At 67.4% G+C, this 24206-nt stretch carries 26 protein-coding genes; 15 read left to right on the top strand and 11 right to left on the bottom strand.

The annotated features are described in order from the left end of the window. Positions 1–6: 6 nt before the first annotated feature. From GO615_RS09920 to GO615_RS09910, 3 genes are read left to right on the top strand one after another with little or no spacing between them, the layout of a single operon-like run. Complete coding sequence (locus tag GO615_RS09920) at positions 7–1425, top strand: HlyD family type I secretion periplasmic adaptor subunit (protein ID WP_169127466.1); 1419 nt, start codon at positions 7–9, stop codon at positions 1423–1425. Continuing rightward, on the top strand, positions 1422–2045 hold the full coding sequence (locus tag GO615_RS09915; protein ID WP_169127456.1) for a LuxR family transcriptional regulator: 624 nt from the start codon (positions 1422–1424) through the stop codon (positions 2043–2045). Before GO615_RS09920 ends, GO615_RS09915 begins: the two co-directional genes overlap by 4 nt. Beyond that, positions 2045–2371 (top strand): hypothetical protein, encoded by a 327-nt coding sequence (locus GO615_RS09910; protein WP_169127454.1) that lies wholly within the window; start codon positions 2045–2047, stop codon positions 2369–2371. Before GO615_RS09915 ends, GO615_RS09910 begins: the two co-directional genes overlap by 1 nt. A gap of 41 nt (positions 2372–2412) precedes the next feature. Here GO615_RS09910 and GO615_RS09905 read toward each other — a convergent pair whose 3' ends face one another. Both GO615_RS09905 and GO615_RS09900 read right to left on the bottom strand, forming a co-directional pair. Beyond that, positions 2413–4320 (bottom strand): bifunctional diguanylate cyclase/phosphodiesterase, encoded by a 1908-nt coding sequence (locus tag GO615_RS09905; RefSeq protein ID WP_169127452.1) that lies wholly within the window; start codon positions 4318–4320, stop codon positions 2413–2415. Between the two features lie 37 nt (positions 4321–4357). Beyond that, entirely contained in the window at positions 4358–5005 is a 648-nt protein-coding gene (locus tag GO615_RS09900; protein ID WP_339379996.1) for a transglutaminase-like cysteine peptidase, read from the bottom strand. A gap of 295 nt (positions 5006–5300) precedes the next feature. On the opposite strand from GO615_RS09900, the gene GO615_RS09895 reads away from it, so the two are divergent. From GO615_RS09895 to GO615_RS09880, 4 genes are all read left to right on the top strand, one after another. After that, complete coding sequence (locus GO615_RS09895) at positions 5301–6773, top strand: TolC family outer membrane protein (protein ID WP_169127448.1); 1473 nt, start codon at positions 5301–5303, stop codon at positions 6771–6773. 147 nt (positions 6774–6920) lie between these two features. After that, positions 6921–7772: an NADPH-dependent 7-cyano-7-deazaguanine reductase QueF gene (gene queF, locus GO615_RS09890; RefSeq protein WP_169127446.1), complete on the top strand. Its 852-nt coding sequence runs from the start codon at positions 6921–6923 to the stop codon at positions 7770–7772. Positions 7773–7857: 85 nt separating this feature from the next. Then, a complete protein-coding gene (locus GO615_RS09885) occupies positions 7858–8589 on the top strand; it encodes a PA4824 family protein (RefSeq protein ID WP_246262214.1) in 732 nt (243 codons plus the stop codon). Between the two features lie 174 nt (positions 8590–8763). Continuing rightward, positions 8764–9072 (top strand): c-type cytochrome, encoded by a 309-nt coding sequence (locus GO615_RS09880; RefSeq protein WP_169127444.1) that lies wholly within the window; start codon positions 8764–8766, stop codon positions 9070–9072. 66 nt (positions 9073–9138) lie between these two features. Here GO615_RS09880 and GO615_RS09875 read toward each other — a convergent pair whose 3' ends face one another. Together GO615_RS09875 and GO615_RS09870 are read right to left on the bottom strand one after the other, a co-directional pair. Continuing rightward, entirely contained in the window at positions 9139–10275 is a 1137-nt protein-coding gene (locus tag GO615_RS09875; protein ID WP_169127442.1) for an EAL and HDOD domain-containing protein, read from the bottom strand. Positions 10276–10279: 4 nt separating this feature from the next. Next, positions 10280–11299 (bottom strand): CDP-6-deoxy-delta-3,4-glucoseen reductase, encoded by a 1020-nt coding sequence (locus GO615_RS09870; protein ID WP_169127440.1) that lies wholly within the window; start codon positions 11297–11299, stop codon positions 10280–10282. 21 nt (positions 11300–11320) lie between these two features. Between GO615_RS09870 and GO615_RS09865 the strand changes: the two genes are divergently transcribed. The 3 genes from GO615_RS09865 to GO615_RS09855 are packed head-to-tail and all read left to right on the top strand — an operon-like array spanning position 11321 to position 13843. Continuing rightward, entirely contained in the window at positions 11321–12205 is an 885-nt protein-coding gene (locus GO615_RS09865) for an SDR family oxidoreductase (RefSeq protein WP_169127438.1), read from the top strand. Between the two features lie 9 nt (positions 12206–12214). Then, positions 12215–12625: a CopD family protein gene (locus GO615_RS09860; protein ID WP_169127436.1), complete on the top strand. Its 411-nt coding sequence runs from the start codon at positions 12215–12217 to the stop codon at positions 12623–12625. Positions 12626–12682: 57 nt separating this feature from the next. Further along, entirely contained in the window at positions 12683–13843 is a 1161-nt protein-coding gene (locus tag GO615_RS09855) for a THUMP domain-containing class I SAM-dependent RNA methyltransferase (RefSeq protein WP_169127434.1), read from the top strand. 131 nt (positions 13844–13974) lie between these two features. On the opposite strand, the gene GO615_RS09850 is transcribed toward GO615_RS09855, so the two are convergent. Together GO615_RS09850 and GO615_RS09845 are read right to left on the bottom strand one after the other, a co-directional pair. Continuing rightward, on the bottom strand, positions 13975–15108 hold the full coding sequence (locus GO615_RS09850; protein ID WP_169127432.1) for a PilT/PilU family type 4a pilus ATPase: 1134 nt from the start codon (positions 15106–15108) through the stop codon (positions 13975–13977). A 135-nt stretch (positions 15109–15243) separates the two neighbouring features. After that, a complete protein-coding gene (locus GO615_RS09845; protein WP_169127430.1) occupies positions 15244–16284 on the bottom strand; it encodes a type IV pilus twitching motility protein PilT in 1041 nt (346 codons plus the stop codon). Positions 16285–16386: 102 nt separating this feature from the next. Between GO615_RS09845 and GO615_RS09840 the strand changes: the two genes are divergently transcribed. The 5 genes from GO615_RS09840 (at position 16387) to GO615_RS09820 (ending at position 20322) form a co-directional block, all read left to right on the top strand. Further along, a complete protein-coding gene (locus GO615_RS09840; protein WP_169127428.1) occupies positions 16387–17088 on the top strand; it encodes a YggS family pyridoxal phosphate-dependent enzyme in 702 nt (233 codons plus the stop codon). Positions 17089–17111: 23 nt separating this feature from the next. Continuing rightward, the gene (gene proC, locus GO615_RS09835) at positions 17112–17924 is read left to right on the top strand and encodes a pyrroline-5-carboxylate reductase (RefSeq protein ID WP_169127462.1); all 813 of its coding nucleotides are present in this window, start codon (positions 17112–17114) and stop codon (positions 17922–17924) included. 4 nt (positions 17925–17928) lie between these two features. Continuing rightward, positions 17929–18507, top strand: a complete 579-nt coding sequence (locus tag GO615_RS09830) for a YggT family protein (protein ID WP_169127426.1) — start codon at positions 17929–17931, stop codon at positions 18505–18507. Positions 18508–18509: 2 nt separating this feature from the next. After that, complete coding sequence (locus GO615_RS09825; RefSeq protein ID WP_169127424.1) at positions 18510–18803, top strand: DUF167 domain-containing protein; 294 nt, start codon at positions 18510–18512, stop codon at positions 18801–18803. A 97-nt stretch (positions 18804–18900) separates the two neighbouring features. Then, positions 18901–20322 (top strand): pyridoxal phosphate-dependent decarboxylase family protein, encoded by a 1422-nt coding sequence (locus GO615_RS09820; RefSeq protein WP_169127422.1) that lies wholly within the window; start codon positions 18901–18903, stop codon positions 20320–20322. Between the two features lie 45 nt (positions 20323–20367). On the opposite strand, the gene GO615_RS09815 is transcribed toward GO615_RS09820, so the two are convergent. From GO615_RS09815 to GO615_RS09795, 5 genes are read right to left on the bottom strand one after another with little or no spacing between them, the layout of a single operon-like run. Beyond that, a complete protein-coding gene (locus GO615_RS09815) occupies positions 20368–21648 on the bottom strand; it encodes a dihydroorotase (RefSeq protein WP_169127420.1) in 1281 nt (426 codons plus the stop codon). Further along, the gene (locus tag GO615_RS09810; RefSeq protein WP_169127418.1) at positions 21648–22622 is read right to left on the bottom strand and encodes an aspartate carbamoyltransferase catalytic subunit; all 975 of its coding nucleotides are present in this window, start codon (positions 22620–22622) and stop codon (positions 21648–21650) included. The genes GO615_RS09815 and GO615_RS09810 overlap by 1 nt, the downstream gene beginning before the upstream one ends. Further along, positions 22615–23115, bottom strand: coding sequence for a bifunctional pyr operon transcriptional regulator/uracil phosphoribosyltransferase PyrR (pyrR, locus tag GO615_RS09805; RefSeq protein WP_169127416.1), 501 nt, complete (start codon positions 23113–23115; stop codon positions 22615–22617). The genes GO615_RS09810 and pyrR overlap by 8 nt, the downstream gene beginning before the upstream one ends. Next, on the bottom strand, positions 23102–23581 hold the full coding sequence (gene ruvX, locus GO615_RS09800; RefSeq protein ID WP_169127414.1) for a Holliday junction resolvase RuvX: 480 nt from the start codon (positions 23579–23581) through the stop codon (positions 23102–23104). The genes pyrR and ruvX overlap by 14 nt, the downstream gene beginning before the upstream one ends. Beyond that, positions 23574–24140 carry a YqgE/AlgH family protein gene (locus GO615_RS09795; RefSeq protein ID WP_169127412.1) on the bottom strand — a complete coding sequence of 189 codons (567 nt, stop codon included), beginning with the start codon at positions 24138–24140 and terminating at the stop codon, positions 23574–23576. The genes ruvX and GO615_RS09795 overlap by 8 nt, the downstream gene beginning before the upstream one ends. Positions 24141–24206: the final 66 nt, after the last annotated feature.

Below are 24206 nucleotides of genomic sequence, written 5' to 3'. Positions count from 1 at the left end.
CAAGTGATGAGCGAGATCGGTCAGCAATCCTTCGAGCGCATCGGGAATGTATCGGAGCGCGTCGGCAAGCCCCTGAGGCCGTGGTTCGATCGGCTGTTCGCGCGCTTCCTTCCCGAGACTTCGGCGAACGGACGCCTCGACTGGGCGGCGGACGCCGATTGGGCCCTCATCCAGGAGGAGCCGCTGCGCGCGCGCATGCTGCTGCGTGTTGTCGCCGTCGTGTTGCTCCTGCTGCTGCTGTGGTCCGCGTTCGCGCCCGTCGACGAGGTCACGCGTGGCGAGGCGAAGGTGATTCCTTCCTCGCAGGTGCAGATCATCCAGAGCGTGGACGGCGGGGTGGTCGAGGAGATGCTGGTGCGCGAGGGGCAGACGGTCGAGGCCGGGGACCTGCTGCTGCGCATCGATTCGACGCGTTTCGTCGCCTCTTTCGCGGAGAACCGCTCGCAGTACTTCGCCTTGCGCGCCAAGTCCGCGCGGCTGGAAGCACTGACCTCGGGCACCCCCTTGAGCATGCCGCGCGACGTCCTGCGCGACGCGCCCGAGATCGCGGACCACGAGCGGCGCCTGTACGAATCAACGGTCGCGGAACTCGACGCTCAGCTGTCGATCGCGCGACAGCAGCTCACGCAACGCCAGCAGGAACTCAACGAAGTGCGTGCGCGCCACGCGCAGAGCAGCAGCGGCCTCGAACTGGTGCAACAGGAGTTGAACGTCACGCGGCCGCTGATGAATTCCGGGGCGGTATCCGAGGTCGAGATCCTGCGCCTGCAGCGCGACGTTGCACGCCTGCGGGGCGAGCGCGATCAGGCTGCGGCGCAGATGTCGCGCATCCATTCCGCGATCTCCGAGGCCACGCGCAAGATCCAGGAGGTGGAGCTGAACGTGCGCAACGTGCAGCGCAATGAACTTTCCGACACGATGGCCAAGCTCGGCGCCCTTACCGAGGGCGGGCGCGCGCTGGAGGATCGCGTCAAGCACGCTGAGGTGCGTTCGCCGGTGCGCGGCACGGTCAAGCGCCTGCTGGTGAACACGGTCGGCGGCGTCGTGCAGCCGGGCAAGGAGGTCGTCGAGATCGTGCCGCTGGACGACGCGCTGATCCTCGAAGCGCAGGTCAAGCCCAAGGACATCGCCTTCCTGCGACCGGGACAGAAAGCTCTGGTCAAGTTCACCGCCTACGATTTCGCGATCTACGGCGGCCTCGATGCAGTCGTCGAGCATATCGGCGCGGATACGGTCACCGACGAGAAGGGCAATGCCTTTTACACTGTACGTGTGAGAACCCTGGAGTCGAGCCTGGGCGAGAGCCTGCCGATCATTCCGGGCATGGTGGCGGAAATCGACATCCTCACAGGCAAGAAGACGATTCTTTCCTACCTGCTGAAGCCCGTCCTGCGGGCCAAGGCGAATGCACTGTCCGAACGATGAGTCAGAACCTCTTTCTCTGCTCCGGAACGGCCCGCCCGTCGGCGCGATGGCTGGACGCGTTTCCCGAAGGCGTCTGCCACGAGCAGGCGGGCCTGCTTGCCTCCGCCCGCCCGGGTGACGTCGTCTGGGTCGAGGCTGCTCACGACGACTGGCTGGACAGGCTCGGCGCCCTGGTGAAGCGGTTGCCCGGCTGTCACCTCGTCGTCGTCAGCATGACGCCCGACAGCACCGAGGCGCTGGCGGCTCTCGACCGCGGTGCGCGCGGGTACTGTCATGCGCTGGCGGTCCCATCCATGTTCCGGGACGTCGAACTGGTCGTCCGCCACGGCGGCCTGTGGGTCGGTCCCGACCTGATGGCCCGCGTCGTCGGCGCTGCCGGGCGTGCGCTCGCGCCGCAGGCGGAGGTGCAACCGCCGTCCTTGTCCGAGCGCGAGGCCGAAGTGGCCCGCGAGGTGGTCAACGGCTTGAGCAATAAGGAGATCGCAGCGAAGCTCGGCATCACCGAGCGCACCGTGAAGGCCCACATGGGCGCGATCTTCGAAAAGCTCGGGGTGCGCGACCGGCTGCAGCTCGTGCTGCGCCTGTCCGAGCATCACGACGTTTCGCTGCCGGTGCATTGATGATGTATATACGACGTGACCCCGAGGGGAAGATCATCGCCGTCAGCCGCGAAGCGGTCGATGGCGACGGCTGGAGCGCCGCAGGGGCGGACGACGCCGACCTGCTCGGGTTCGGGCGCGACATCATCGAGGGTACGAACCCGATGGGCGCCACCGACCTCGGCCTCGTGCGCGTCCTCGAGGATCTGATCGAACTCCTCGTCGAGCGCTCGCTGATCCGTTTTACCGACCTGCCGGTGCCCGCGCAACGCAAGCTCATGGAGCGCCGCGGCGCCCGCGAGGCGATGCAGCATCTGAGCCTGCTCGACGATGACGGCGTGATCTGAACCGCCGCCCCGTGGTCGGTGGGCGGGCTGCGCTACGCCGACTATCCTTCGCGCACCGCCGGTCCCGTCATGCCGTCGATACCGAGGCCCGGCAAGGCCTCCTGTTCCGCTGCGGACGCCACGCCTTCGGCAATCGTCATCAGTCCGAGCGAGTGCGCGATCATGCACAGCCCGCGCAGGAAGGCCTGGTTGCCGGCATTCGTGTCGATGCCGCGGATGATGGCCGAGTCGATCTTCACGTAGTCTAGCCCGAGCTCGTGCAGGTCGCCGAGTTCGCCGAAATGCGCGCCCACGTGCTCGATGCCCACGCGGCAGCCCAGGGGTTGCAGGGCCACGCACAAGGTGCGGAACTCCGCCAGGTGGCGCAGCGCACCGTACTCCGGCACCTCGATCCACAACAATTTGGCCGTTGCCGGATCCGCCTGCAGCAGGGAGAACAGCTCCCCGCGGAAGTTCGCGTCGCGCAGTGATTCGGCCGATACGTTGATGCCGCGCTCCCGGCCGTCGTGCGCGATGGCGCGCAAGGCCGCGCGCACGACGGCGATGTCGAAGCGCGGCATCAGCCCCAGGCGCGCGGCGTGCGGCATGAAATGACCCGCAGGCTGCCAGGTGTCGTCGAGCTGGATGCGGATCGGCGCTTCGTCGTGCAGCAGGCGCCCGCCGTTGGTCACTACCGGATAGGCGCCCAGGCGCACGCGGTCGTGCTCGAGTGCCGACAACAGGGCCGCCCGCCAGGACTGGAGATCCGGGTAGGGAGCAGGGGCGCCGCCGCTTTCCACGCGCAGGCTGCGATCCCCGGTCTGTTCGGCCGTCGCGAGTGCGCCGTCCGCACGCGCGAGCACTTGGGAGCGGGCTTCGCCGGCGGCGTAGTTCGTCGCCGCCACAGGCAGGCCGACCAGCACATCCTTCAGGTGCGCGTCGAGTGTGTCGTGAAGCGCGCGCGCCAGTTCGCGTGCCAGCACGTCCGCATCCTCGCGGCCGGGCGCCAGCAAGGCGAAGTCGCTGCCGTTCATGCGCCCGGCTTCCCAGTTGCCGTTTGCGGAAGTGAAATCGGCAAACCGCTCCCCCAGGTCGCGCAGCAACCGGTCGGTCGCCTCCCGACCGATGCGCTGGTTCAGTCCCGCCAGGTCGCCCACGCGCGCGAGCAGCAGCGTTCCGGCCGCATGTGCGTCGTCGCGGGCAAGCGCGGAATCCAGCTGGTTGAGGAACTGGCTGCGGTTCAGCAGCCCGGTCATCTCGTCGTGCTGCGTCTGGCGCCGCAGCTGTTCGAGGCGCCGCGCCTCCTCAGCAAGGATGGTGCGCACGCGATCCGACAGCGTGTTCATCGCGCGCACCACGCTGCGGAACTCCCGCGTGCTGGGTTCGGGGGTCGTGACGAAGCGCCGCCCGCCGATCGCTTCCGCCTGCTCGACGACGCGGCCGAGGGGGCGGGTGATGTGCTTGATGATCAGGGTGCCGATCAGGCCGGTCAGCACTCCGCCCAGCGCGAACCATCCCAGCAGCTGCAGCGTCCCTTGCCACAGGGCGGTATAGGCGTAGCGCTTGTGGCTTTCCAGCGTCAGTGTGCCGAACTGGCGCCAGCCATCCTGCACCTGCGCAACACCGGCATGCGCCTCGATCGGGATGAGTCGGATGAACCACTCGGGTGCGCCGTCGAGGACGCCTGCATATTCGCGTTCCGCGAGAACCTCGCCCGTCGGGCTGGTCAGCCGGATCAGGCGGTAGTGTCCGGCGTCGAACTGCGCCGAGATCTGCAACTCCACGGTCACCGCGTCCTTGGGCATCTGCGACAGCGACAAGGCGAGCGAGGTGGCGTTGTCGAGGTTCTTCACCTGCAGTTGCTGCTCCAGGTAGTGCCGCGCGGACAGCGTGCTCACCACCAGGCTGCCGCCCAGGGCGATGAGGGTCACGATCGCGATGGCGATCCACAGCTGCTTGATCAGGGACATGACATGGGTTCTCCGGAAATCCTGGCCGTGGCGGCAATCATGGCAAACCGTCCTCGCGCATGCGTTCGAGCACGCTGCGCCAGCGCGACAGCCGCGTCGTCGGGTCGGCGGACGAGCTGGTCGCGCCGCTCACCCACAGGCCCTCGGCATTGAAACTGAAGATCGGGAAAAGGTCCGGCCGGCGCGACGCGGTGCGGATGTCGCCGATGAGGTTGTCGAGCACCAGCGGTTCGTCCGCGGGCGAGGGGTAATAGCCGAGCACCATGTGCGCCTGCGAGATGCCGCTGCCCGGTGCGCCCATGCTGGCGCGGACATAAATCAGGCGCAGCTTGTCGGCCGGGATGCCCAGCAGGCGCAGGCTCATGTATTTGGCGATCGAGAAGTCCTCGCAGTCACCGGCCCTGCGGCCGAGCGTCTCCAGGGGCGTGGCCCAGTAATCCTTCTGCTGCCAGATCACGCTGTCGTCGTCGAACGCGGTGCGGCGATTGAAGAAGGTGTTCACCCGCTGCAGCTTTTCCTGCTCGTCGAGCGCGGCCGCGTCGCCGAGCATCTGGCGCCATGCGCCGACCGACTCCACCGCTTCGGCACCATAGCGTTCGCGCGCCAAGCGCAGCATGCGGTCCAGGTCCGGTGCGGCGAACGACAGGCCGGACAGCAGGCTCGCGATTGCCGCGAGGCTGATCACGACTGCAGACAGCGCACCCGGAAAAGCGTGCTGTCTGCGCGGGCAAGGGGCTCCTGTCATCGCGTCGGGGGGCATGGTGTCATGCCCATTATCAGCCACCAACGTCATCCGAGGCGTCGTCCTGCGCCCGCTTTCGGTATTTTCGCCTCGCCAGTGTTGCGTAGTTGGCGTTCTCGGGTTGGTGGCCGGCTGTAATATTCATTTACAACATCAATTATGCAGTGCACGCCGCACAGGATGGCGAAGGAATCGCGTATATTCCGAGTGCATAGGCGTGGCGCTAACTGGAGAAAATATGAAAACGTGTCGATCCGTGATTGCGATGGCCGTGCTGGCCGCGCTTCCGTTGCTTGCAACGGGGGCCGGGCCGGATGCCCTGCGCGATGCGGCGCGCAAGGCGGTAGTGGCCAATCCCGAAGTCCAGGCGACCTGGAACGCGTTCCGTGCGGCACGCGAGGATCAGGAGGTTGCACGTGCGGGCTACCTGCCGCAGGTCGATGCCGTCGGCAGTATCGGCCGCGAGCAGCAGCATCGCTCAGGCGAAGGTGCCGATGGCACCGACACCTTCACCCACCGCAACCTCACCCTGTCGCTCAACCAGATGGTGTATGACGGCTTCTTCACCCGCAGCGAGGTCGCCCGCTTCGGGTTTGCGAAGCTGACGCGCTACTACGAACTGGTGGACGCCTCCGAAGGGGCCGCACTGGAAGCGGTGCGGGCCTATGGAGATGTCATGCGCTACCGCGAGCTCACACGCCTCGCGCAAGCCAATTACGTCCAGCACAAGCAGATCTACGACCAGATCGCCGAGCGCGCCGGTGCCGGAGTCGGCCGCCGCGTCGACCTCGAGCAGGCGACCGGACGCCTTGCGCTCGCCGAATCCAACCTGCTCACCGAAGTGTCGAACCTGCACGACGTGAGCGCGCGCTACCAGCGCATCGTCGGCGAGGTGCCGCAGGACGCCATGCCCGGCCTGCCGGTCGGGACGGCGCTCGGGCAGATCCCGCCGACCGCCAAGGACGCCCTGCGCACCGCCTTCAACACCAGCCCGGCCCTGAATGCCGCCGTCGAGAACGTGCGCGCCAGCCAGGCCCTCATCGATTCGCGCCGTGCCGCCTTCCATCCGCGCCTCGACCTGCGCGCGCGTCAGGCGCTCGACTACAAGCTCGACGGCTTCGATGGTCATTCGCGCGAAGCGGTCGTCGAACTGGTGCTCAGCTACAACATCTTCCGCGGCGGCGCCGACGACGCCCGGCTGCGCCAGGCCGGCGACCTGAGCAATCAGGCCAAGGATCTGCGCGAGAAAGCCTGCCGCGACCTGCGCCAGACCCTCGCGATCGCCTACAACGACGTGCAGCGCCTGCAGGAACAGATGCGCTACCTCGACCAGCATCAACTGTCGATCGAGAAGGCCCGTGAAGCCTATCGCCGTCAGTTCGATATCGGCCAGCGCACGCTGCTCGACCTGCTGGACACCGAGAACGAGTACTTCCAGGCCCGGCGTGCCTACGTGAATGCGAGCTACGACCAGATCATCGCCCAAGCGCGTGCGCTGTCGGGCATGGGCCAGCTGATGGGCACGCTCGGCGTCGCACGCGAGGACCTGCCGACACCGGCCGAGCTTGGGCAAGACCGCAGCGGCATCGACCCCGAGACGATGTGCCCGCCCGACGCCCCGGTGCCGATGAACATCGACAAGGCTGCGCTGCTGTCTGAGGCAATGAAGGCCGTGGGTTCGGTGCCTCCGGCCGGCACCACGGGCAAGTAAAGAAGCGGGTAAGGGCCGACCGTTGTCACCTTGCCGCCGGCCTCCTCACGGGGGCTGGCGGTTCTGTGTCCGGGAGAAGCATTCGGTACGGTGGAACCCTCTGTTGCGGCCTCGGTCCATCGGACGCGATCCCGTACAATCCGCCGCATGAATCCAACAGTTTCCCCCGCGCATGGCGCCGAGTCTTCGCCCTTGGGCAAGCCGGCAGACTATTGCGACACCTATTCTCCCGGTCTACTGTTCCCGATTGCACGTCAGATCAAGCGCGACGAGATCGGCATCCTTCCCGGAAGGCTGCCCTTCGTCGGCGAGGACCTGTGGAACGCATACGAACTGTCGTGGCTCAATCCGCGCGGCAAACCCGTCGTTGCGCTCGCAAGCTTCCGCGTGCCGGCCGATTCGCCACGCCTGATCGAGTCGAAATCGCTCAAGCTCTACCTAAACTCCTGCAACCAGACGCGCTTCGACAGCGTCGATGTCGTCCGGGCGACCTTCGTGCGCGATCTCTCCGAAGCCGCGGGCGCGCCGGTCGCAGTCGAGATCCAGCCGCTGGGCGCGGGGCCCGTGCGTGTGATCGCTCCGCCGCCGGGCGAGTCGCTCGATGGCCTCGATATCGACATCGACACCTACCAGCCTTGCGCGGACTTCCTGTCGGCGGCCAGCGGCGGCGTCGAGGTCAGCGAAACCCTGCACTCGCACCTGCTCAAGTCCAACTGCCTGGTGACCGGCCAGCCCGACTGGGGCTGCATCGTGGTGCGCTATACCGGGCCGGCGATCGATCGTGCCGGCCTGTTGCGCTACATCGTCTCGTTCCGCAAGCACAACGAGTTCCACGAGCAATGCGTCGAGCGCGTCTTCTGCGACATCATGCAGCGCTGCAAACCCCGGGACCTGGCTGTGTGGGCGCGCTACACGCGCCGCGGCGGTCTCGACATCAATCCGTTCCGCTCGACCGGACGCTTCCTCGCACCGGAAAACGACGCCGAAGTCCGCCAATGACCCCTTGACCGTCGGTTTGTCGCGGCTGCATGCGTCGGCGTCGCAGGAGTGCGTTAGCATCGCGTTTTCACACAAGGGGAAGGGTATGGTCGGGGAGCAGAATAATGGACCCAAGCGTGCAGGCCTGCGGCAAGCCGCACTGATCGGGGCCGCGTTCATCTTGGCCTGTGCAGCCGCTCCTGCGCTGGCCGAGCGGCCGATGGCGGTGGATGATGCGGCCACCGGCGAGAAGGGCAGCGCAGAGCTGGAATTCGGCTGGGTGCGTGACGACAAGGAACGCGGCGGCGAGGCGTCGATCGCCTACATCCCGGTCGACAAGCTCAAAATCGAACTCGGTTATTCGCACACGCGCGACCACCAGCCGGGACCGTCGCTGTGGGCGCACGGAGTGGGCGTGGCGGTGAAATGGGTGCCCCTGCAGGCCGAAACGGGCCTGTCGGCCGGCCTCAAGTACGACTACGAGCGGGCCCGCGTCGACCTCCGCGGCGAACCGGATGAGGTCGCCCGCGCAAACACGCTTACCGCCTTGTCGAGCTGGGGCTTCGCGTCGGGCCAGCGCGTGCACCTGAACCTCGGTCGGGAATGGGTGCGGGTCAGCGGCACGAACGAGGTCGTCAACATCTGGGGTATCGGCTTCGAGCAGCCGCTGGGCGACCGGCTGACCCTGGGCGCCGAAGTGTTCGGTGCGGAGGACGCACGCCCGGACCGCCAGATCGGCCTGCGTTACGAAGTCGTCGACGGCTTCACCGTGTCCGCAGCGATCGGGCGGGGCAGCGACCGCAATATCGCCAATGTGGGGTGTGCCTGGGAGTTCTGACGCGCGCATTCGTGTCAACGCTCCTCCGGTGAGGGGCGTTAATTGCATGGGTCGGACGATCCGGCGAGGCTGCAGGGGACGCCAAATTGCAAGACGCGTTTTCCGGGTAGTCAAGGCGGGGATGCTTGGTTTAATATCCGGCCGGTTTCACACCACCATCTAAAGGAAAAGAGCATGAAAGTTTTCGTTGCTGCCGCGGTTGCCGCGGGCCTTCTCTCCGCCGCTCCGGCTTTCGCTTCCGCTGACCTGGCCAAGGCCAAGAACTGCCTCGCCTGTCACGCCGTAGACAAGAAGCTGGTCGGCCCGTCCTACCAGGACGTCGCCAAGAAGTACGCTGGCGACGCTGGTGCGGCTGCCAAGCTGGCCGAGAAGATCCAGAAGGGTGGTTCGGGTGTCTGGGGCACGATGCCGATGCCGGCCAACCCGCAGGTCAACGCCGAAGAAGCCAAGACCCTGGCTGCCTGGGTCCTGTCGCAGAAGTAATCGGCTCCGGTCGATGCAAAAAAGCCAGCCCGCGGGCTGGCTTTTTTTCGTCTGCCAGTCGGGCGCTCAGGACTGCAGGCTGTCGGCGAAGCCGAGCGCGCCGACGATCGCGCGGTTGATCTGCTCGGGCGCGAGCTGCAGCTCGGCCGCCTGCTTCTGCAGTTCCGTCGCGTCGAAGGACTCGCACAGGCGCGCAAGCTTGAGGAAGGGGGCGTAGGGGCCCTGCTCGAGCAGCAGCGCATCGGTGATCGCCGAGGGTAGGTGCATCTCCTCGAGTACGCTCTGCATCGACGTGCCCAGCAGGGCGTTGAGCAGCGAGAAGGCGCCTGTGATGAACAGGTTGTCGAGCTCCGACTTGTCGAAGAAGGATGCGCCGATCTGCTCCATGAAGCGCCCGCGCGCGATCGAGGTCTGCATCATCGCCGGCGCCCCCGGATCGCGGCTCGCGCTGACCAGCAGCAGCGACAGCCACTTGTTCAGGTTGGTGTAGCCGAGGATGCTCACCGCGTGGCGGAAGGACTGGATCTCGCAGCTCAGGCCGAAACCCGCCGAGTTGATGTAGCGCAGCAGCTTGTACGACACAGCGACGTCCTGCCGCAGCACCGCCTCGATCTCCTTGATGTCGGCATTGTTGCGCACGAGGTTAAGGAGTCGCACGATCTGCGCGTGCGCGGGTGACAGCTCCTTGGCTGCCGGGTTGCCGTACAGGAAGAACCAACCCGAGGCGCCGTCGAAGCCCGCCTGGACGGATTCCTGGAAGGCGTTCACGTTGGGTAGCCCCCAGGCGAGCGTGATGCCGGGCGAGCCGGCCGGTGTCGCGTGCCGGCGGCGGTCCATCAGCACGAAGCGCCAGTCGATGTCCGGCGGCAGGGCGGTGCCCGGGGCGAACCAGCTCAGGCACATGCTGATCCCGGCGTCGCGCAGCTGCGGCAGCAGCGCCTGCGCCTGCGGATGCGCGAGTGCCTGCGCGGGGATCTCCACCATCGCGTTGGGGGGAGCCTGCCAGTTCATCAGCTCGGGTGTCGGCACCAGCCGGCCGAGGCAGACGAACACCGTGTGGTGGGTCGGCCAGATGTCCGCGAGGCTGTTCAGCGTCTCGACCACCGCGCCGATGTTGGGCCCGTGGGCGACGAGCCGGTTCGCCGTGATCGCACGATTCCGGTTGACGACGGGTTCGCGGGTAAGGATCGTGGTCTGGGTCATGAGCTCAGCGTGCGTCGGTGGCGAAGGTAAAGGCGTCGGCGAAGAACGCGTCCGGCGGCAGCCCGCACTGTGCGGCAAGTTCGTCGCGCGCGGCGTCGATCATGGCCGGTGATCCGCAGGCATAGACTTCGTGCGCCGACAGGTCGGGCAGGTCCTCGATCACTGCGCGGTGCACGAGCCCGGTGCGCCCGTGCCAGTCGTCCGCGGCTGCCGCTTCGGACAATACCGGAATGTAGCGGAAGCCGGGCAGGGATTGTTCCCACGAGCGCGCGAGCTCGTCCATGTAGAGACCGGGACGATTGCGCGAGCCCCAGTAAAGCGTCATCGGTCGCGCAATGCCGGCATGGATCGCGTACTCGACGATGCTCTTGATCGGTGCGAAACCGGTTCCGCCAGCAATCAGCACGACCGGCGCCCGCGACTCCTCGTGCAGGCCGAAGCTGCCGAGCGGTCCCTCGAAACGCAGGATGTCGCGCTCCTTCATGCCGTTGAAGACGTGTTCGGTGAACGCGCCGCCGGGCACGAGGCGCACGTGCAGTTCCATGGCGTCTTCGCGATGCGGGGCGTTCGCGATCGAGAAGCTGCGACGGCGGCCGTCGGCGAGCAGGAAATCGACGTACTGGCCGGCGCGGAAGCGGAAGGGCTCGCTCGCGGGGAGCTTCAGTTCGATCACCATCACGTCCGGCGCGGCACGGGTCAGGCGCTGCACGCGACACGGGAGCTTCTTGATCGGGATGTCGCCGGCGCGGCTCACGTTGCGCGCCTCGAGGGTCAGGTCCGAATGCGCATGGGCGCTGCAGAAGAGCGTCATGCCGGCGGCGCGGTCCGCGTCGCTGAGCGCGGTCGCCGCGCCGGTGAGGGCGACCTCGCCGCGGATGACCTTGCCCTTGCACGCGCCGCAGGCGCCGTCGCGGCAGCCGTAGGGAAGTACGAGGCCTGCGGCGAGGGCTGCCTCGAGGATGGTCTGGTCCGCATCGGCCTGGAATTGCTGGCCACCTGGCTCGAGTGAAATCTGGAACGACATCGGGCGTGAGATAATCCGTCGATGAAAAGAATATTGATCGTCGGCAGCGGTGACGTGGCCCGGCGCGCGATTCCGTGGCTCGTGCAGCGCTTCAGGGTGTTCGCCCTGGTGCGCGATGCAGGCGGGCTCGCCGGATTGCGTGCGCTCGGCGTGACGCCGGTGTTCGCGGATCTCGACGACCGGCGCAGCCTGCGGCGCTTGGCCGGGATCGCGGATGCTGTCATGCATTTCGCGCCTCCCCCCGACCGCGGCACGCGGGATACCCGTACGGCAAGACTGCTGGCGGCACTTGCGTGCGGGTCGAGTCTACCACAGCGCCTCGTCTATATAAGTACGACGGGCGTGTATGGCGATTGCGGCGGTCGGTATATCGACGAGAGCCAGCCCTGCCATCCGCAGACCGCGCGGGCACAGCGTCGCGTCGATGCGGAGCGTCGGCTGCGCGGTTTTGGCGCGCGCAACGGCGTGCGGGTGAGCGTGCTGCGTGCGCCGGGCATCTATGCCGGCGATCGTCTGCCGGTGGCTCGCCTGGAGCGTGGCGAGCCGGTGCTGCGCGCGGAAGAGGACGTCCACACCAATCACATCCACGCCGACGATCTCGCGCGCCTGGCATGCCTCGCGCTTTTTCGCGCCGGGGCGGGACGCGTCTACAATGCCGTCGATGATACCCGCATGAAGATGGGCGAGTATTTCGACTTCGCCGCCGATACCTTCGGCCTGCCGCGGCCGCAGCGTCTCTCCCGCGCGGAACTTGCGTCACGCCTTTCGCCGATGGCCTTGTCCTTCATGGGCGAGTCGCGCCAGCTGGACAATCGCCGCATCCGGCGGGAGCTGCGGGCGCGCCTGCTGTACCCGACCGTGCGCGAAGGCTTCGCCGCGGCGCTCAATCGCAAACAATCAAGTTAGGAGTAGTCGATGCTGGTAGTGAAAGCCCTGCACATTTCCTTCGTCGTCGCCTGGTTCGCCGGCCTGTTCTACCTGCCGCGCCTGTTTGTGAACCACGCGATGGTGGATGATGCAGCGACGCGCGAGCGGCTCGCGCTGATGGAGCACAAGCTCTATCGCTTCATGACGCCGCTGGGCATCCTCGCGGTCGTGCTCGGCTTCTGGCTGTGGTTCGGCTATGGATTCTCGGGCGGCTGGCTGCACGCCAAGACCGCGCTGGTGAGCTTCCTGATCGTCTACCACCTGTACTGCGGCAGGCTCGTGCGCGATTTCGCCGCCGGGCGCAACACGCGCAGCCACAAGTGGTACCGCGTGTTCAACGAGGTGCCGGTGCTGGTGTTGTTTACGGTCGTGTTCCTGGTCGTGCTGAAGCCGTTCTGATCGGCCTCGTCCGCGCGCTGTTTCCATTTTCGTCCGCTCTGAATTTCTCTGGTCCTCATGTCCGAATCCTTCTTTTCCCCCTGTCCGCGCGGTCTCGAGCCGATGCTTGCCGAGGAACTTGCCGCGCTCGGGGCGCGGGACGTCGAGGCAACCCATGGCGGCGTCGGCTTCTCCGGCGACTGGCAGACCTGCTATCGCGCCAATCTCGAGAGTCGGCTCGCCACCCGCGTGATGTGGCGCCTCGCGCAGGGACGCTACCAGTCCGAAGAGGACATCTACCGGCTCGCCTATGGCGCGACCTGGGCGAAATGGTTCACCGTCGACGACACGATCCGCATCTACGTGACGGCGAAGCAGTCGCCCCTGAAGAGCCTCGAGTTCATCACGCTGAAGATCAAGGATGCGGTGTGCGATCACTTCCGCACCGTGACCGGCAAGCGCCCCAGCGTCGATACCGCGGACCCGGCGGTGCGCATTCACGCCTTCCTGACGCGCGACCGTGTCACGCTGTATCTCGATACCTCCGGCGAGCCGCTGTACAAGCGCGGTTACAAGCCCGCCGCCGTCGAGGCGCCGCTGAAGGAGAACCTCGCTGCGGGCATCCTGCGCATCAGCGGTTGGCAACCCGGTGAGGCGCTGATCGACCCGATGTGCGGCAGCGGCACTTTCCTCATCGAGGCGGCGCAGATTGCGCTCGACATCGCGCCCGGTCTCGGGCGCAGCTTCGCGTTCGAGCGTTTCCGCCATTTCGACCGCGCAGCCTGGGCGGCCATACGCCAGGCCGCGGAGGGGCGGCGCAAGCCGGTGCGGCCGCTGCGGATCTATGGCTCGGACGTGGTCGGCGAACAGGTGCGGCGCACGCGTGTGAATCTGCAGTCGGCCGGGCTGGCCGACTGCGTGACGCTCGACCGCGCGGACTTCCTGACGCGCGAGGCGCCCGCTCCCGAAGGCGTGATGGTGACGAATCCGCCCTACGGCGTGCGCATCGGCGAGGCGGAGGAGCTGGCGGCGCTGTATCCACAGTTCGGCGACGCGCTGAAGAAGCGCTGGAGCGGGTGGCGCTGCTATTTCCTGTCGGCGGACCCGGCGCTACCCAAGCTGATCGGCCTGAAGGCGAGCAAGCGCACGCCGCTGTTCAACGGCGCGCTTGAGTGCCGCGTGTTCGAATACAAGATGATTGCCGGCAGCAATCGGCGCAAGACGGCGGAAGAGGGCTGACGACCGAGAGGTCCCGTGGGAGCGGCTTCAGCCGCGAATCGGCCCGTTCGCGGCTGAAGCCGCTCCCACGAAGCCGGTTGCCGGATTCGACGGGAGCGGAATCCGGCCGCGCAGTAGATTTATTCGCAAACTCAGACGATATCGAGGTGCTGGATCCCGGACACGAGGTCCTTCTCGCCGAGCTTGCTGTTGAGCTTGATCTGCAGGCGCAGGTCGTTCACCGAATCGGCGTTGCGCAGCGCGTCCTCGTAGGTGATCCGCTCCTCCTCGTAGAGGTCGAAGAGCGCCTGGTCGAAGGTCTGCATCCCGAGTTCGCGCGAGCGCTTCATCACTTCCTTGATGCCCGGCACCTCGCCCTTGAAGATCAGGTCCGAGATCAGCGGCGAGTTGAGTAGCACCTCGACGGCCGGCACGCGTCCCTTCTCGCCCTTCTTCGGCAGCAGGCGCTGCGAGATCAGCGCGCGCAGGTTGAGCGAGAGGTCCATCAGCAGCTGCTGGCGGCGGTCTTCCGGGAAGAAGTTGATGATGCGGTCGAGCGCTTGGTTGGCGCTGTTCGCGTGCAGCGTGGCGAGGCACAGGTGGCCGGTTTCGGCGAAGGCGATCGCGTAGTCCATCGTTTCGCGGTCGCGGATTTCGCCCATCAGGATCACGTCGGGCGCCTGGCGCAGGGTGTTCTTCAGCGCCGCTTCCCAGGTGTCGGTGTCGATGCCGATCTCGCGCTGCGTGACGATGCAGTTCTTGTGCAGATGCACGTATTCGATCGGATCCTCGACGGTGATGATGTGGCCGTAGGAGTGCTCGTTGCGGAAGTCCACCATCGCGGCGAGCGAGGTCGTCTTGCCGGTACCGGTGCCGCCGACGAAGATCACGAGACCGCGCTTGGCCATCGCGACGTCACGCAGCACCGCGGGCATGCCCAGATCGTCGAAGGTCGGGATCTTCTGCGCGATCGTGCGCAGCACGAGGCCGACCTTGCCCTGCTGGATGAAGGCGTTGGCGCGGAAACGGCCGATGCCCGCGGGCGAGATCGCGAAGTTGCATTCCTTGGTCGATTCGAACTCCGCGGCCTGGCGGTCGTTCATGACCGCGCGCGCGAGCTCGGCGGTGTGCTGCTGCGTGAGCGACTGGTTGGACTGCGGGATGACGCGTCCGTCGACCTTGATCGCGGGCGGGAAGCCGGCGGTGATGAAGAGGTCGGAGCCGTTCTTCTGCACCATCAGCCTGAGCAGGTCGTGCATGAACTTGAGGGCCTGATCGCGTTCCATGTGTTGCGCTCCAGCGGAATTTCGGGGTGTCGCAAAAAGAATTATGTTCCTCGCGCGCGCCGGAGGGAACGGCGCGGCGGGCGGGATGCGACGGCGGGTGTGACGTGGTGGTCGTCCCGCTGCGCGGGGCGGCGATCAGCCGAAGTTGTCCTTGTTCTGCGCCTTCATCTTGGCTTCGGCGGGCGACACGATGTTGCGGCGCACGAGATCGAGCAGGCACTGGTCCAGCGTCTGCATGCCGACGTTCTGGCCGGTCTGGATCGACGAGTACATCTGGGCGATCTTGTTCTCGCGGATCAGGTTGCGGATGGCGGGGGTGCCGATCATGATCTCGTGCGCGGCGACGCGCCCCTGGCCGTCCTTGGTCTTCAGCAGGGTCTGCGAGATGACGGCGCGCAGCGATTCGGAAAGCATCGAGCGCACCATCTCCTTCTCGGCGGCCGGGAAGACGTCGACGATACGGTCGATGGTCTTGGCGGCCGAGGAGGTGTGCAGGGTGCCGAACACCAGGTGGCCGGTCTCGGCGCCGGTGAGCGCGAGGCGGATGGTTTCGAGGTCGCGCATTTCGCCGACCAGGATCACGTCCGGGTCCTCGCGCAGCGCCGAGCGCAGCGCGTTGTTGAAGGACAGCGTGTCGCGCGCGACTTCGCGCTGGTTGATCAGGCAACGCTTCGACTCATGCACGAATTCGATCGGGTCCTCGATGGTGAGGATGTGGCCGTATTCGTTGTCGTTGATGTGGTCGACCATTGCCGCGAGCGTCGTCGACTTGCCCGAGCCGGTCGGCCCGGTGACGAGCACGATGCCACGCGGCTGGTTGGAGATGTCCTTGAAGATCTTCGGGCAGTTGAGCTCCTCGAGCGTCAGCACCTTGGACGGAATGGTCCGGAATACCGCTGCCGCGCCGCGGTTCTGGTTGAAGGCGTTGACGCGGAAGCGCGCGAGGTTGGGCACCGCGAACGAGAAGTCGCACTCCAGCACTTCCTCGTACTGCTTGCGCTGCTGGTCGTTCATGATGTCGTACACCATGGAGTGCACGTCCTTGTGCTCCATCGGCGGCAGGTTGATGCGCCGCACGTCGCCATGCACGCGGATCATGGGCGGCAGGCCGGATGAGAGATGGAGGTCGGAGGCCTTGTTCTTGACCGCAAAGGCCAGCAGTTCGGTGATGTCCATGGATTCTTCGACGGAATTCGGAAGGGTGCGCGCGGAAAGGCCGGCTGCGGCGCGATGCTATACTCGCCCGGGCCGGATTTTCGAGACCAGTGCCGCCGCTATATGACAACAATCGCCGCCAACTTGCAAGCCGTGCGCGAGCGCGTCGCCAATGCCGCGATCGCCGCGGGGCGCCGGCCCGGGGAGGTCGCGCTGCTGGCCGTCAGCAAAACCTGGCCGGCATATTGCGTGGCAGAGGCGGCCGATGCCGGGCAGCGCCTGTTCGGCGAGAACTACGTGCAGGAAGGGGTGGCGAAGGTCGCCGAACTGAAGGCGCGTGGATTGGAATGGCACTTCATCGGGCCGCTGCAGAGCAACAAGACGCGCCCCGTTGCGGCGCACTTCGACTGGGTGCATTCGGTCGACCGCCTGAAGCTCGCCGAGCGCCTGTCCGAGCAGCGCGACGCGGAGACGGCGCCGCTGAACGTGTGCATCCAGGTGAACGTGAGCGGCGAGGCGAGCAAGAGCGGGGTGGCGCCGGACGAGGTGCCCGGACTTGCGCGGCAGGTGGCGGCCTTGCCGCGGCTGCGCCTGCGCGGACTGATGGCGATTCCCGAGCCCGGCGGCGACGAGGCGCTGCTGCGCAGCCGCTTCGCGACGCTGCGTCGGCTGCGCGACGAACTCAATGCTGCAGGTTTGGCGCTCGACACGCTGTCGATGGGTATGTCGCACGATCTCGAACTGGCGATCGCCGAAGGGGCGACCATGGTGCGGGTGGGCACCGCGATTTTCGGAACACGCAAGGCGCGTGAGGAACGGACATGACGGGAAAGGACGTGGCGGAACGGATCAGGATCAGTTTCCTGGGGGGCGGCAACATGGCGTCGGCGCTGATCGGCGGCATGCTGGAGCGCGGCTTCGCTGCGGCCGACATCCAGGTGGTGGAGTTGCAGGAAGAAGGGCGCAAGCGCCTGGAGGAGCGTTTTGGCGTGCGCGCGGTGGGCGCGGTCGATGACGCGCTGCTCGATTGCGACGTGCTGGTGCTGGCGGTGAAGCCGCAGCAGATGAAGGCGGCGCTCGCGCCGCTGGCGGGCCGGCTGGCGCGCCAAGTGGTGGTGAGCATCGCCGCCGGACTGCGGCTGGCGGACATCGGCCGCTGGTTGGGCGGCTACGCGCGGCTCGTGCGGGTGATGCCGAACACGCCGGCGCTGATCGGCGCAGGGGTGTCGGGGCTGTATGCGGACCCGTCGGTGGACGCCGCCGGGCGCGCCGCGACCGAGCGCGTGCTGGCCGCGGTCGGCAGTACGGCGTGGATCGCCGATGAGGCGCAGATGGATGCGGTGACGGCGGTGTCGGGCAGCGGTCCGGCCTATGTCTTCCACTTCATCGAGGCGCTGGAGGCGGCCGGCGCGTCGCTCGGCTTCGATGCGGCGACGGCACGCAAGCTCGCGATCGACACGGTGCTGGGCGCGGCGAAGCTCGCGGCCGGCTCAGACGAGGCGCCGGGCGTGCTGCGCGAGCGCGTCACGTCGAAGGGCGGCACGACCGAGGCGGCACTTGCGAGCATGAAGGCATCGGGCTTCTTTGACGCGATCGCCGCCGCGGTGAAGGCCGCCGAGGTGCGCGGGCGCGAACTCGGCGAACAACTGGGCAAGGACTGACGCGATGCTGGGCAACGTACTGCTGCTGGTCCTCGACACGGCCTTCGGCTTCATCACCCTGATGCTGCTGGCACGCTTCTTCATGCAGTGGCAGCGCGTGTCCTTCCGCAACCAGGTGGGAGCCTTCGTCGTTGCGACCACCGACTGGATCGTGCGGCCGCTGCGCCGCGTGATCCCGGGCGTGATGGGGCTCGATCTCGCGAGCCTGCTGCCGGCGTGGGTGCTGCAGACGCTGTTCGTGTTCATCGAACTGTCGCTGCGCGGCGCAGCGCTCAACGGCAATCCCGGTGGCCTGATCCTCGGCCTGTGGGGGCTGGGGCTGCTGGAAGTCGCCCGCATGGCGATCTACCTGGTGTTCGGCGTGGTGCTGATGTCGGCGATCCTGTCGTGGGTGAGCCCGCATGCGCCGGCCGCGCCCGTCTTCCACAATCTCTCCGCGCCCTTCCTGCGTCCGTTCCGACGCATCCTCCCGCCGATCGCCAATGTGGACCTGTCGCCGCTGGTGTTGCTGCTGGTGCTGCAGATCGTGCTGATGCTGCTGGGCGGGCTGCGCGGGAATTTCGCGTCGCTGCTGGTCGGGTGAGCATGGAATGGCTGCGCGAGGCGGCCGACGGCGGCCTCGTGCTGACGCTGCACATCCAGCCGGGCGCGAAGAAGACCGAATTCGTCGGCCTGCATGGCGAGGCGATGAAGATCCGCCTGGCCGCGCCGCCCGTGGACGGTAAGGCGAATGCGGCGCTGTGCGCCTTTCTCGCCGACTTCTGCAAGCTTCCGAAATCTGCTGTGACGCTGCTCAGCGGTGAGACTTCGCGAGCCAAGCGGGTGCGCATAGCGGGCGGCGACGCAGGGCTCGCAGCACGACTCCGCCTCCTCGGCTAGACTGCCTCTACGGCCTCGGGAGGGCGGCGCGCCCGCGACCGTTCCCCCTGCCTGCCGGCAGCCGTCGGCGGGCGCGCAGACGCGACGGAGGTGCGCGATGTCCGATGATGGCCGGGCGGCACTGGAGAGGGCATATGCGCATGCTCTCGGATTCGACGAGGCGCGACGGTCGCGTTCCCCGAACGTGCTAGCCGGCGTCGAGGCCCTGCGCGCCGCGCTCGACGGGCCGACGCCGGAGCAGGGTACATCCGCCGCGGTCGTCATCGACAATCTGATACGCGGTGCCGAACCGGGCGTGATGGGGACGACCGGCGGGCGATTCTTCGGCTGGGTCATCGGCGCCTCGCATCCGGCGGGGGTTGCCGCCGACTGGCTCACTAGCATCTGGGGACAGAACGGCGGCAGTTTCTACGCGGCGCCCGCGAACGCCGTCGCCGAGCAGGTCGCGGCGCGCTGGTTACTCGATCTGCTGGGGCTGCCGCCCGAGTCGTCGGTCGGCTTCACGACCGGCGCGACGATGGCAAATTTCGTCTGTCTCGCGGCGGCGCGCAACAAGCTGCTGCGCGAGGCGGGCTGGGACGTCGAGGCGGACGGCCTGCATGGCGCCCCGCCTTTGCGCGTGTGCATCGGGGACGACGCGCATGCGACGGTTTTTTCGGCGTTGCGTTATCTGGGCTTGGGATATCGGCGCGTGACGCGGGTCGCGACGGACGCCGCCGGCCGGATGGACGCGTCGGCCTTGAGCGATGCGCTGTCGGGCGAGCGCGGGCCGCTGGTCGTAATCGCGCAGGCAGGGCAGATCAACACCGGCGCGTTCGATCCGTTCGACGAGATCGCCGAACTCACGCACGAGTGTGGCGGGTGGGTGCATGTGGACGGGGCCTTCGGCCTTTGGGCTCGGACCTGTCCGGAGCGTGCGGCGCTCGCCGCGGGCGCGGAGAAGGCGGATTCCTGGGCGACCGACGGCCACAAGTGGCTTCAGACGCCCTACGACTGTGGCTATGCAATCGTGCGCGACGCGCAGGCGCATCGCGAGGCGATGACGGTCGGGGCGAGCTATTTGCCGACGACGGGCGAGGATATCCGCGATCCGCTGCATTTCGCGCCCGAGCTATCGCGCCGGGCTCGTGGCTTCGCAACCTGGACGATGCTGCGCGTGCTGGGGCGTGAGGGGATCGCGGCGATGGTCGGACGGCATTGTGCGCTCGCGCGGCGCATGGCCGACCGCTTGGCGGCTGAGTCGGGGATCGAAGTGCTTAACGACGTGGAACTGAATCAGTTCGTCGTGCGCTTCGGCGCAGCGGCTGGGTCGCCGGAGGAGGGCGATGCGCTGACGAAGGCGGTGATTGCGCGCACCCAGGCGGCGGGCGTGTGCTATGTCGGCGGCGGAAGCTGGCGAGAGCGCTGGGTGATGCGGGTGTCGGTGATCTCATGGCCGACGACGGAGGCCGATGTAGATATGTCGACCGACTCGATCATCGCGGCGTGGCGCGAGGTGAACGAGAGGGGCGTGGGTTGAAACGGGCGCCCGCAGCCGGGCGCCCGTGTGGCACGCGCAGCGATCTCAGCCCAGTTCGTGCATGACCTGGCCTTCGACCAGGGTGTAGTGCACGCGGCCGGGCAGTTCCAGGCCGAGGAAGGGCGTGTTCTTGCCCTGGCTGCGCAGGTTGTCGCGGCTCACGGTGGTGTGGGCGGCGGGGTCGAACAGGCACAGGTCGGCACGCGCGCCGGGCGTCAGGTGGCCGGCCTTGGTGATGCCGACGATGCGCGCGGCATCCGAGGTCACGCGCGCCAGCGCCTTCACCAGCGGCAGGCCCGTCTCCTGCGCCCACTTGAGGGTGAGCGGCAGCAGCAGTTCGAGGCCGGTCGCGCCGGGTTCCGATTCGCTGAAGGGGGTGAGCTTGCCGTCGTCGTCCACCGGCGTGTGGTCCGAGCACAGCGCGTTGATGCGGCCGTCGGCGAGCCCCTGGCGCAGCGCGTCGCGGTCGCGCTGGCTGCGCAGCGGCGGCACGAGGTGGCAGTTGCTGTTGAAGTAGCCGATGTCCATGTCGGACAGGTGCAGGTGGTTGATCGACACGTCGCAGGTGATGTCCATGCCGTCGGCGCGGGCCTGCTCGACCAGCGCGAGGCCTTCGGCGCTGGACAGGCGTGTGACGTGCAGCCGCGCGCCGGTGGCGCGGGCGAGCTGGATGTAGGTGTACAGCGCGATCGTCTCGGCGGCGACGGGAATGCCGGGCAGGCCCAGGCGCGAGGCGACCTCGCCGTCGTGCGCGACGCCATTGCGGCCGAGGAAGGGCGCGAGCGGTTGCAGCCAGACGCGGAAACCGAAGGTCGCGGCGTACTGCATCGCGCGCATCAGCACGTTGTTGTCGACGATGGGCACGTTGGCCTGGCTGAAGGCGACGCAGCCGGCTTCCACCAGTTCGGCCATCTCGGACAGGCGCTCGCCCTTGAGACCGATGGTCAGCGCCCCGACCGGGTAGACGTGGGCGCGATTGAGCTTCTTCGCGCGGTAGCACAGCATCTCGACGAGACCGGGTTCGTCGAGTGCGGGGTCGGTGTCGGGCGGGATCGCGAGGCTGGTGACGCCGCCGGCCATCGCCGCGTCCATCTCGGATTCGAGCGTCGCGCGGTATTCGAAGCCGGGCTCGCGCAGGCGCGCCGCGAGATCGATGAGGCCCGGGGCGACGACGAGATTGGCGGCGTCGATCGTGCGCTCCGCGGCGAAACCGTCCGGCGCCGCGCCGGTCGCGACGATCTTGCCGTCGGCGAGATACAGGTCGCGCTGGTCGTCGAGGCCGTTCGCGGGGTCGATGACGCGGCCGTTGGTGATGCGGATCTTCATTACTTGTTGCTCCCTTGCTGGCCGGCCAGCATGCTCATGACGGCCATGCGGACCGCGATGCCGAAGGTGACCTGGGGCAGGATCACGGCCTGCGCGCCGTCGGCGACGGAGGAATCGATCTCGACGCCGCGGTTCATCGGTCCCGGGTGCATGACGATGGCGTCGGGCTTGGCGAGTGCCAGCTTCTCGGCGGTGAGACCCCACACCTTGTAGTATTCCTGCGGGGTCGGCAGCAGCGCGCCGTTCATCCGCTCGTTCTGCAGGCGCAGCATCATGACGACGTCGACGCCCTTGAGGCCCTCGCGGATGTCGTGGAAGACGCGCACGCCCATGCGCTCGACCTCGGTCGGCAGCAGCGTCTTGGGGCCGATGACGCGTACCTCGGGCACGCCCAGCGTGGTCAGCGCGGCGATCTGCGAGCGCGCCACGCGCGAGTGCAGCACGTCGCCGACGATCGCGACGGTGAGGTTCGTGAAGTCCTTCTTGTAGTGCCGGATGGTGTACATGTCGAGCAGGCCCTGCGTCGGATGCGCATGGCGTCCGTCGCCGGCATTGACGACGTGGATGTGGTCGCGCCCGGTCGCGAGGAGATGCTGCGCGATCAGGAAGGGCGCGCCGCTCGCGGCATGGCGCACGACGAACATGTCGGCCTGCATCGCGCACAGGTTGTCGACCGTATCGAGCAGGCTCTCGCCCTTGGCCGTGGAGCTGGTCGATACGTTGAGGTTGACGACGTCGGCCGACAGGCGCTTCGCGGCGATCTCGAAGGTCGTGCGGGTGCGCGTGGAGTTCTCGAAGAACAGGTTGAAGATGCTCTTGCCGCGCAAGAGCGGCAGCTTCTTGACTTCGCGTTCGGCGACTTCGGTGAACGGGGCGGCGGTGTCGAGGATCGCGGTGATGACGTCGCGCGGCAGGCCGTCGATCGTCAGCAGGTGCTGCAGTTCGCCGTGTTTGTTGAGCTGGGGGTTATGCATCGATCAGCCTCAGGGTGAGCGCGCCGGCAGCGTCGGTCTCGAGCTGCAGGTTCTGGCTTGCGGGCAGGGGTTGGGGCAGGGTGAGGGCGCAGTAGCGCGCGGCAATCGGCAGCTCGCGGCCGCCGCGGTCGACGAGCACGGCAAGGTCGACGCGCGCGGGGCGGCCGAAGTCGAACAATTCGTTGATCGCGGCGCGCGTCGTGCGCCCGGTGTAGAGCACGTCATCGACGATGATGACGTGGGCGGCTTCGACGTCGAACGGGATCTCGGTGCGCTTGGGCTGGGGATGCAGGCCCTTGGAGCCGAAGTCGTCGCGATAGAAGGACACGTCGATCGAGCCGGTCGGGTGCTTCAGGCCGAGGGCCTGGTGCAGGCGTTCGGCCAGCCACACGCCGCCCGTGTGGATGCCCACCAGTGCGGTGTCGGGCGTCACGTGCGGCCGCATCTGCTCGACCAGGGTCTGGAAGAGCGCTTCGGCATCAAGCTTTTGCATGTTGGAGGGTGTCCAGGAAGTGTTGCAGGATGATCTGGGCGGCGACTGCGTCGAGCACCGGCTTGCGTGCTTGCCAACTGCGCTGCCCCGCTTCCTCCAACGCGGCTTCGGCCGCGGCGGAGGACAGGCGTTCGTCGCTTTCCATGACCGGCAGGCGATAGCGGCCGTGCAGCTGGTTTGCGAAGCGGCGGCAGCGGGCGGTCATTTCGTGCGGAGTGCCGTCGAGGTGGCAGGGGATGCCGACGACGAGGCCGACGGGGCGCCACTCGGCGATGAGTTTTTCGATGGCGGCGAAGCGCGGCGCGTTGGCCTCGCCGCTGATGGTCACGAGTGCGCTGGCCCGGCCGGTCTCGAGTTCGCCGACGGCGACGCCGAGGCGCACGAGACCGAAGTCGAAGCCGAGCAGGGTGCCGCGCGCGGGGAGGTCCGGGGTTGGCCGAGGTTCGGGCGCGGCCGCCTCAGGCATGCCCGGCCGTCTCGCTGAGGTTCGTGAAGTCGATGCCGAGCTTCTGCATGGCGGCGGCGAGGCGCTCCTCGGGCGGCAGGTCGAAGACGATAGAGAGATCGGCGCGCACGGTCAGCCACGCGTTGTCGGCGATCTCCTGTTCGAGCTGGCCGGCGGTCCAGCCGGCGTAGCCCAGCGTCACGAGCACGTCGGCGGGCTGGCCGGTGCTGCCGATGGCCTGCAGGATGTCGCGTGAGCTGGTCAGGCCGGCTTCGTCATTCACGTTCAGGGTGGAGTGCCATTCGCCCGCGGGCCGATGCAGCACGAAGCCGCGGTCGGTCTGCACCGGGCCGCCGAAGTACACCGGCTGGTCGGCGAAGCCCGCGGCGTCGAGCGGCAGTTCGACGCGCTCGAAGAGCGTGGCGAGCGTCATGTCGATCGGCCGGTTGACGATGATCCCGAGCGCGCCCTGGTCGTTGTGCTCGGCGATGTAGGTCAGCGTGCGCGAGAAATTCGGATCGGCCATGCTGGGCATGGCGATCAGGAAATGATGCGTGAGGTTCGACATGATTTCGCTCATGGCTGCATTTTAGCCTCTCGCGCGCGGCATGGAGCAGGAACCTGTGCGGCATGGGTGCGTCAGAAT

This window comes from Aromatoleum evansii (assembly GCF_012910805.1).
Classification (GTDB): Bacteria; Pseudomonadota; Gammaproteobacteria; order Burkholderiales; family Rhodocyclaceae; genus Aromatoleum; species Aromatoleum evansii.
Note: the sequence above shows the minus strand (reverse complement) of the source record. Positions and strands in the feature narration are given on the sequence as shown.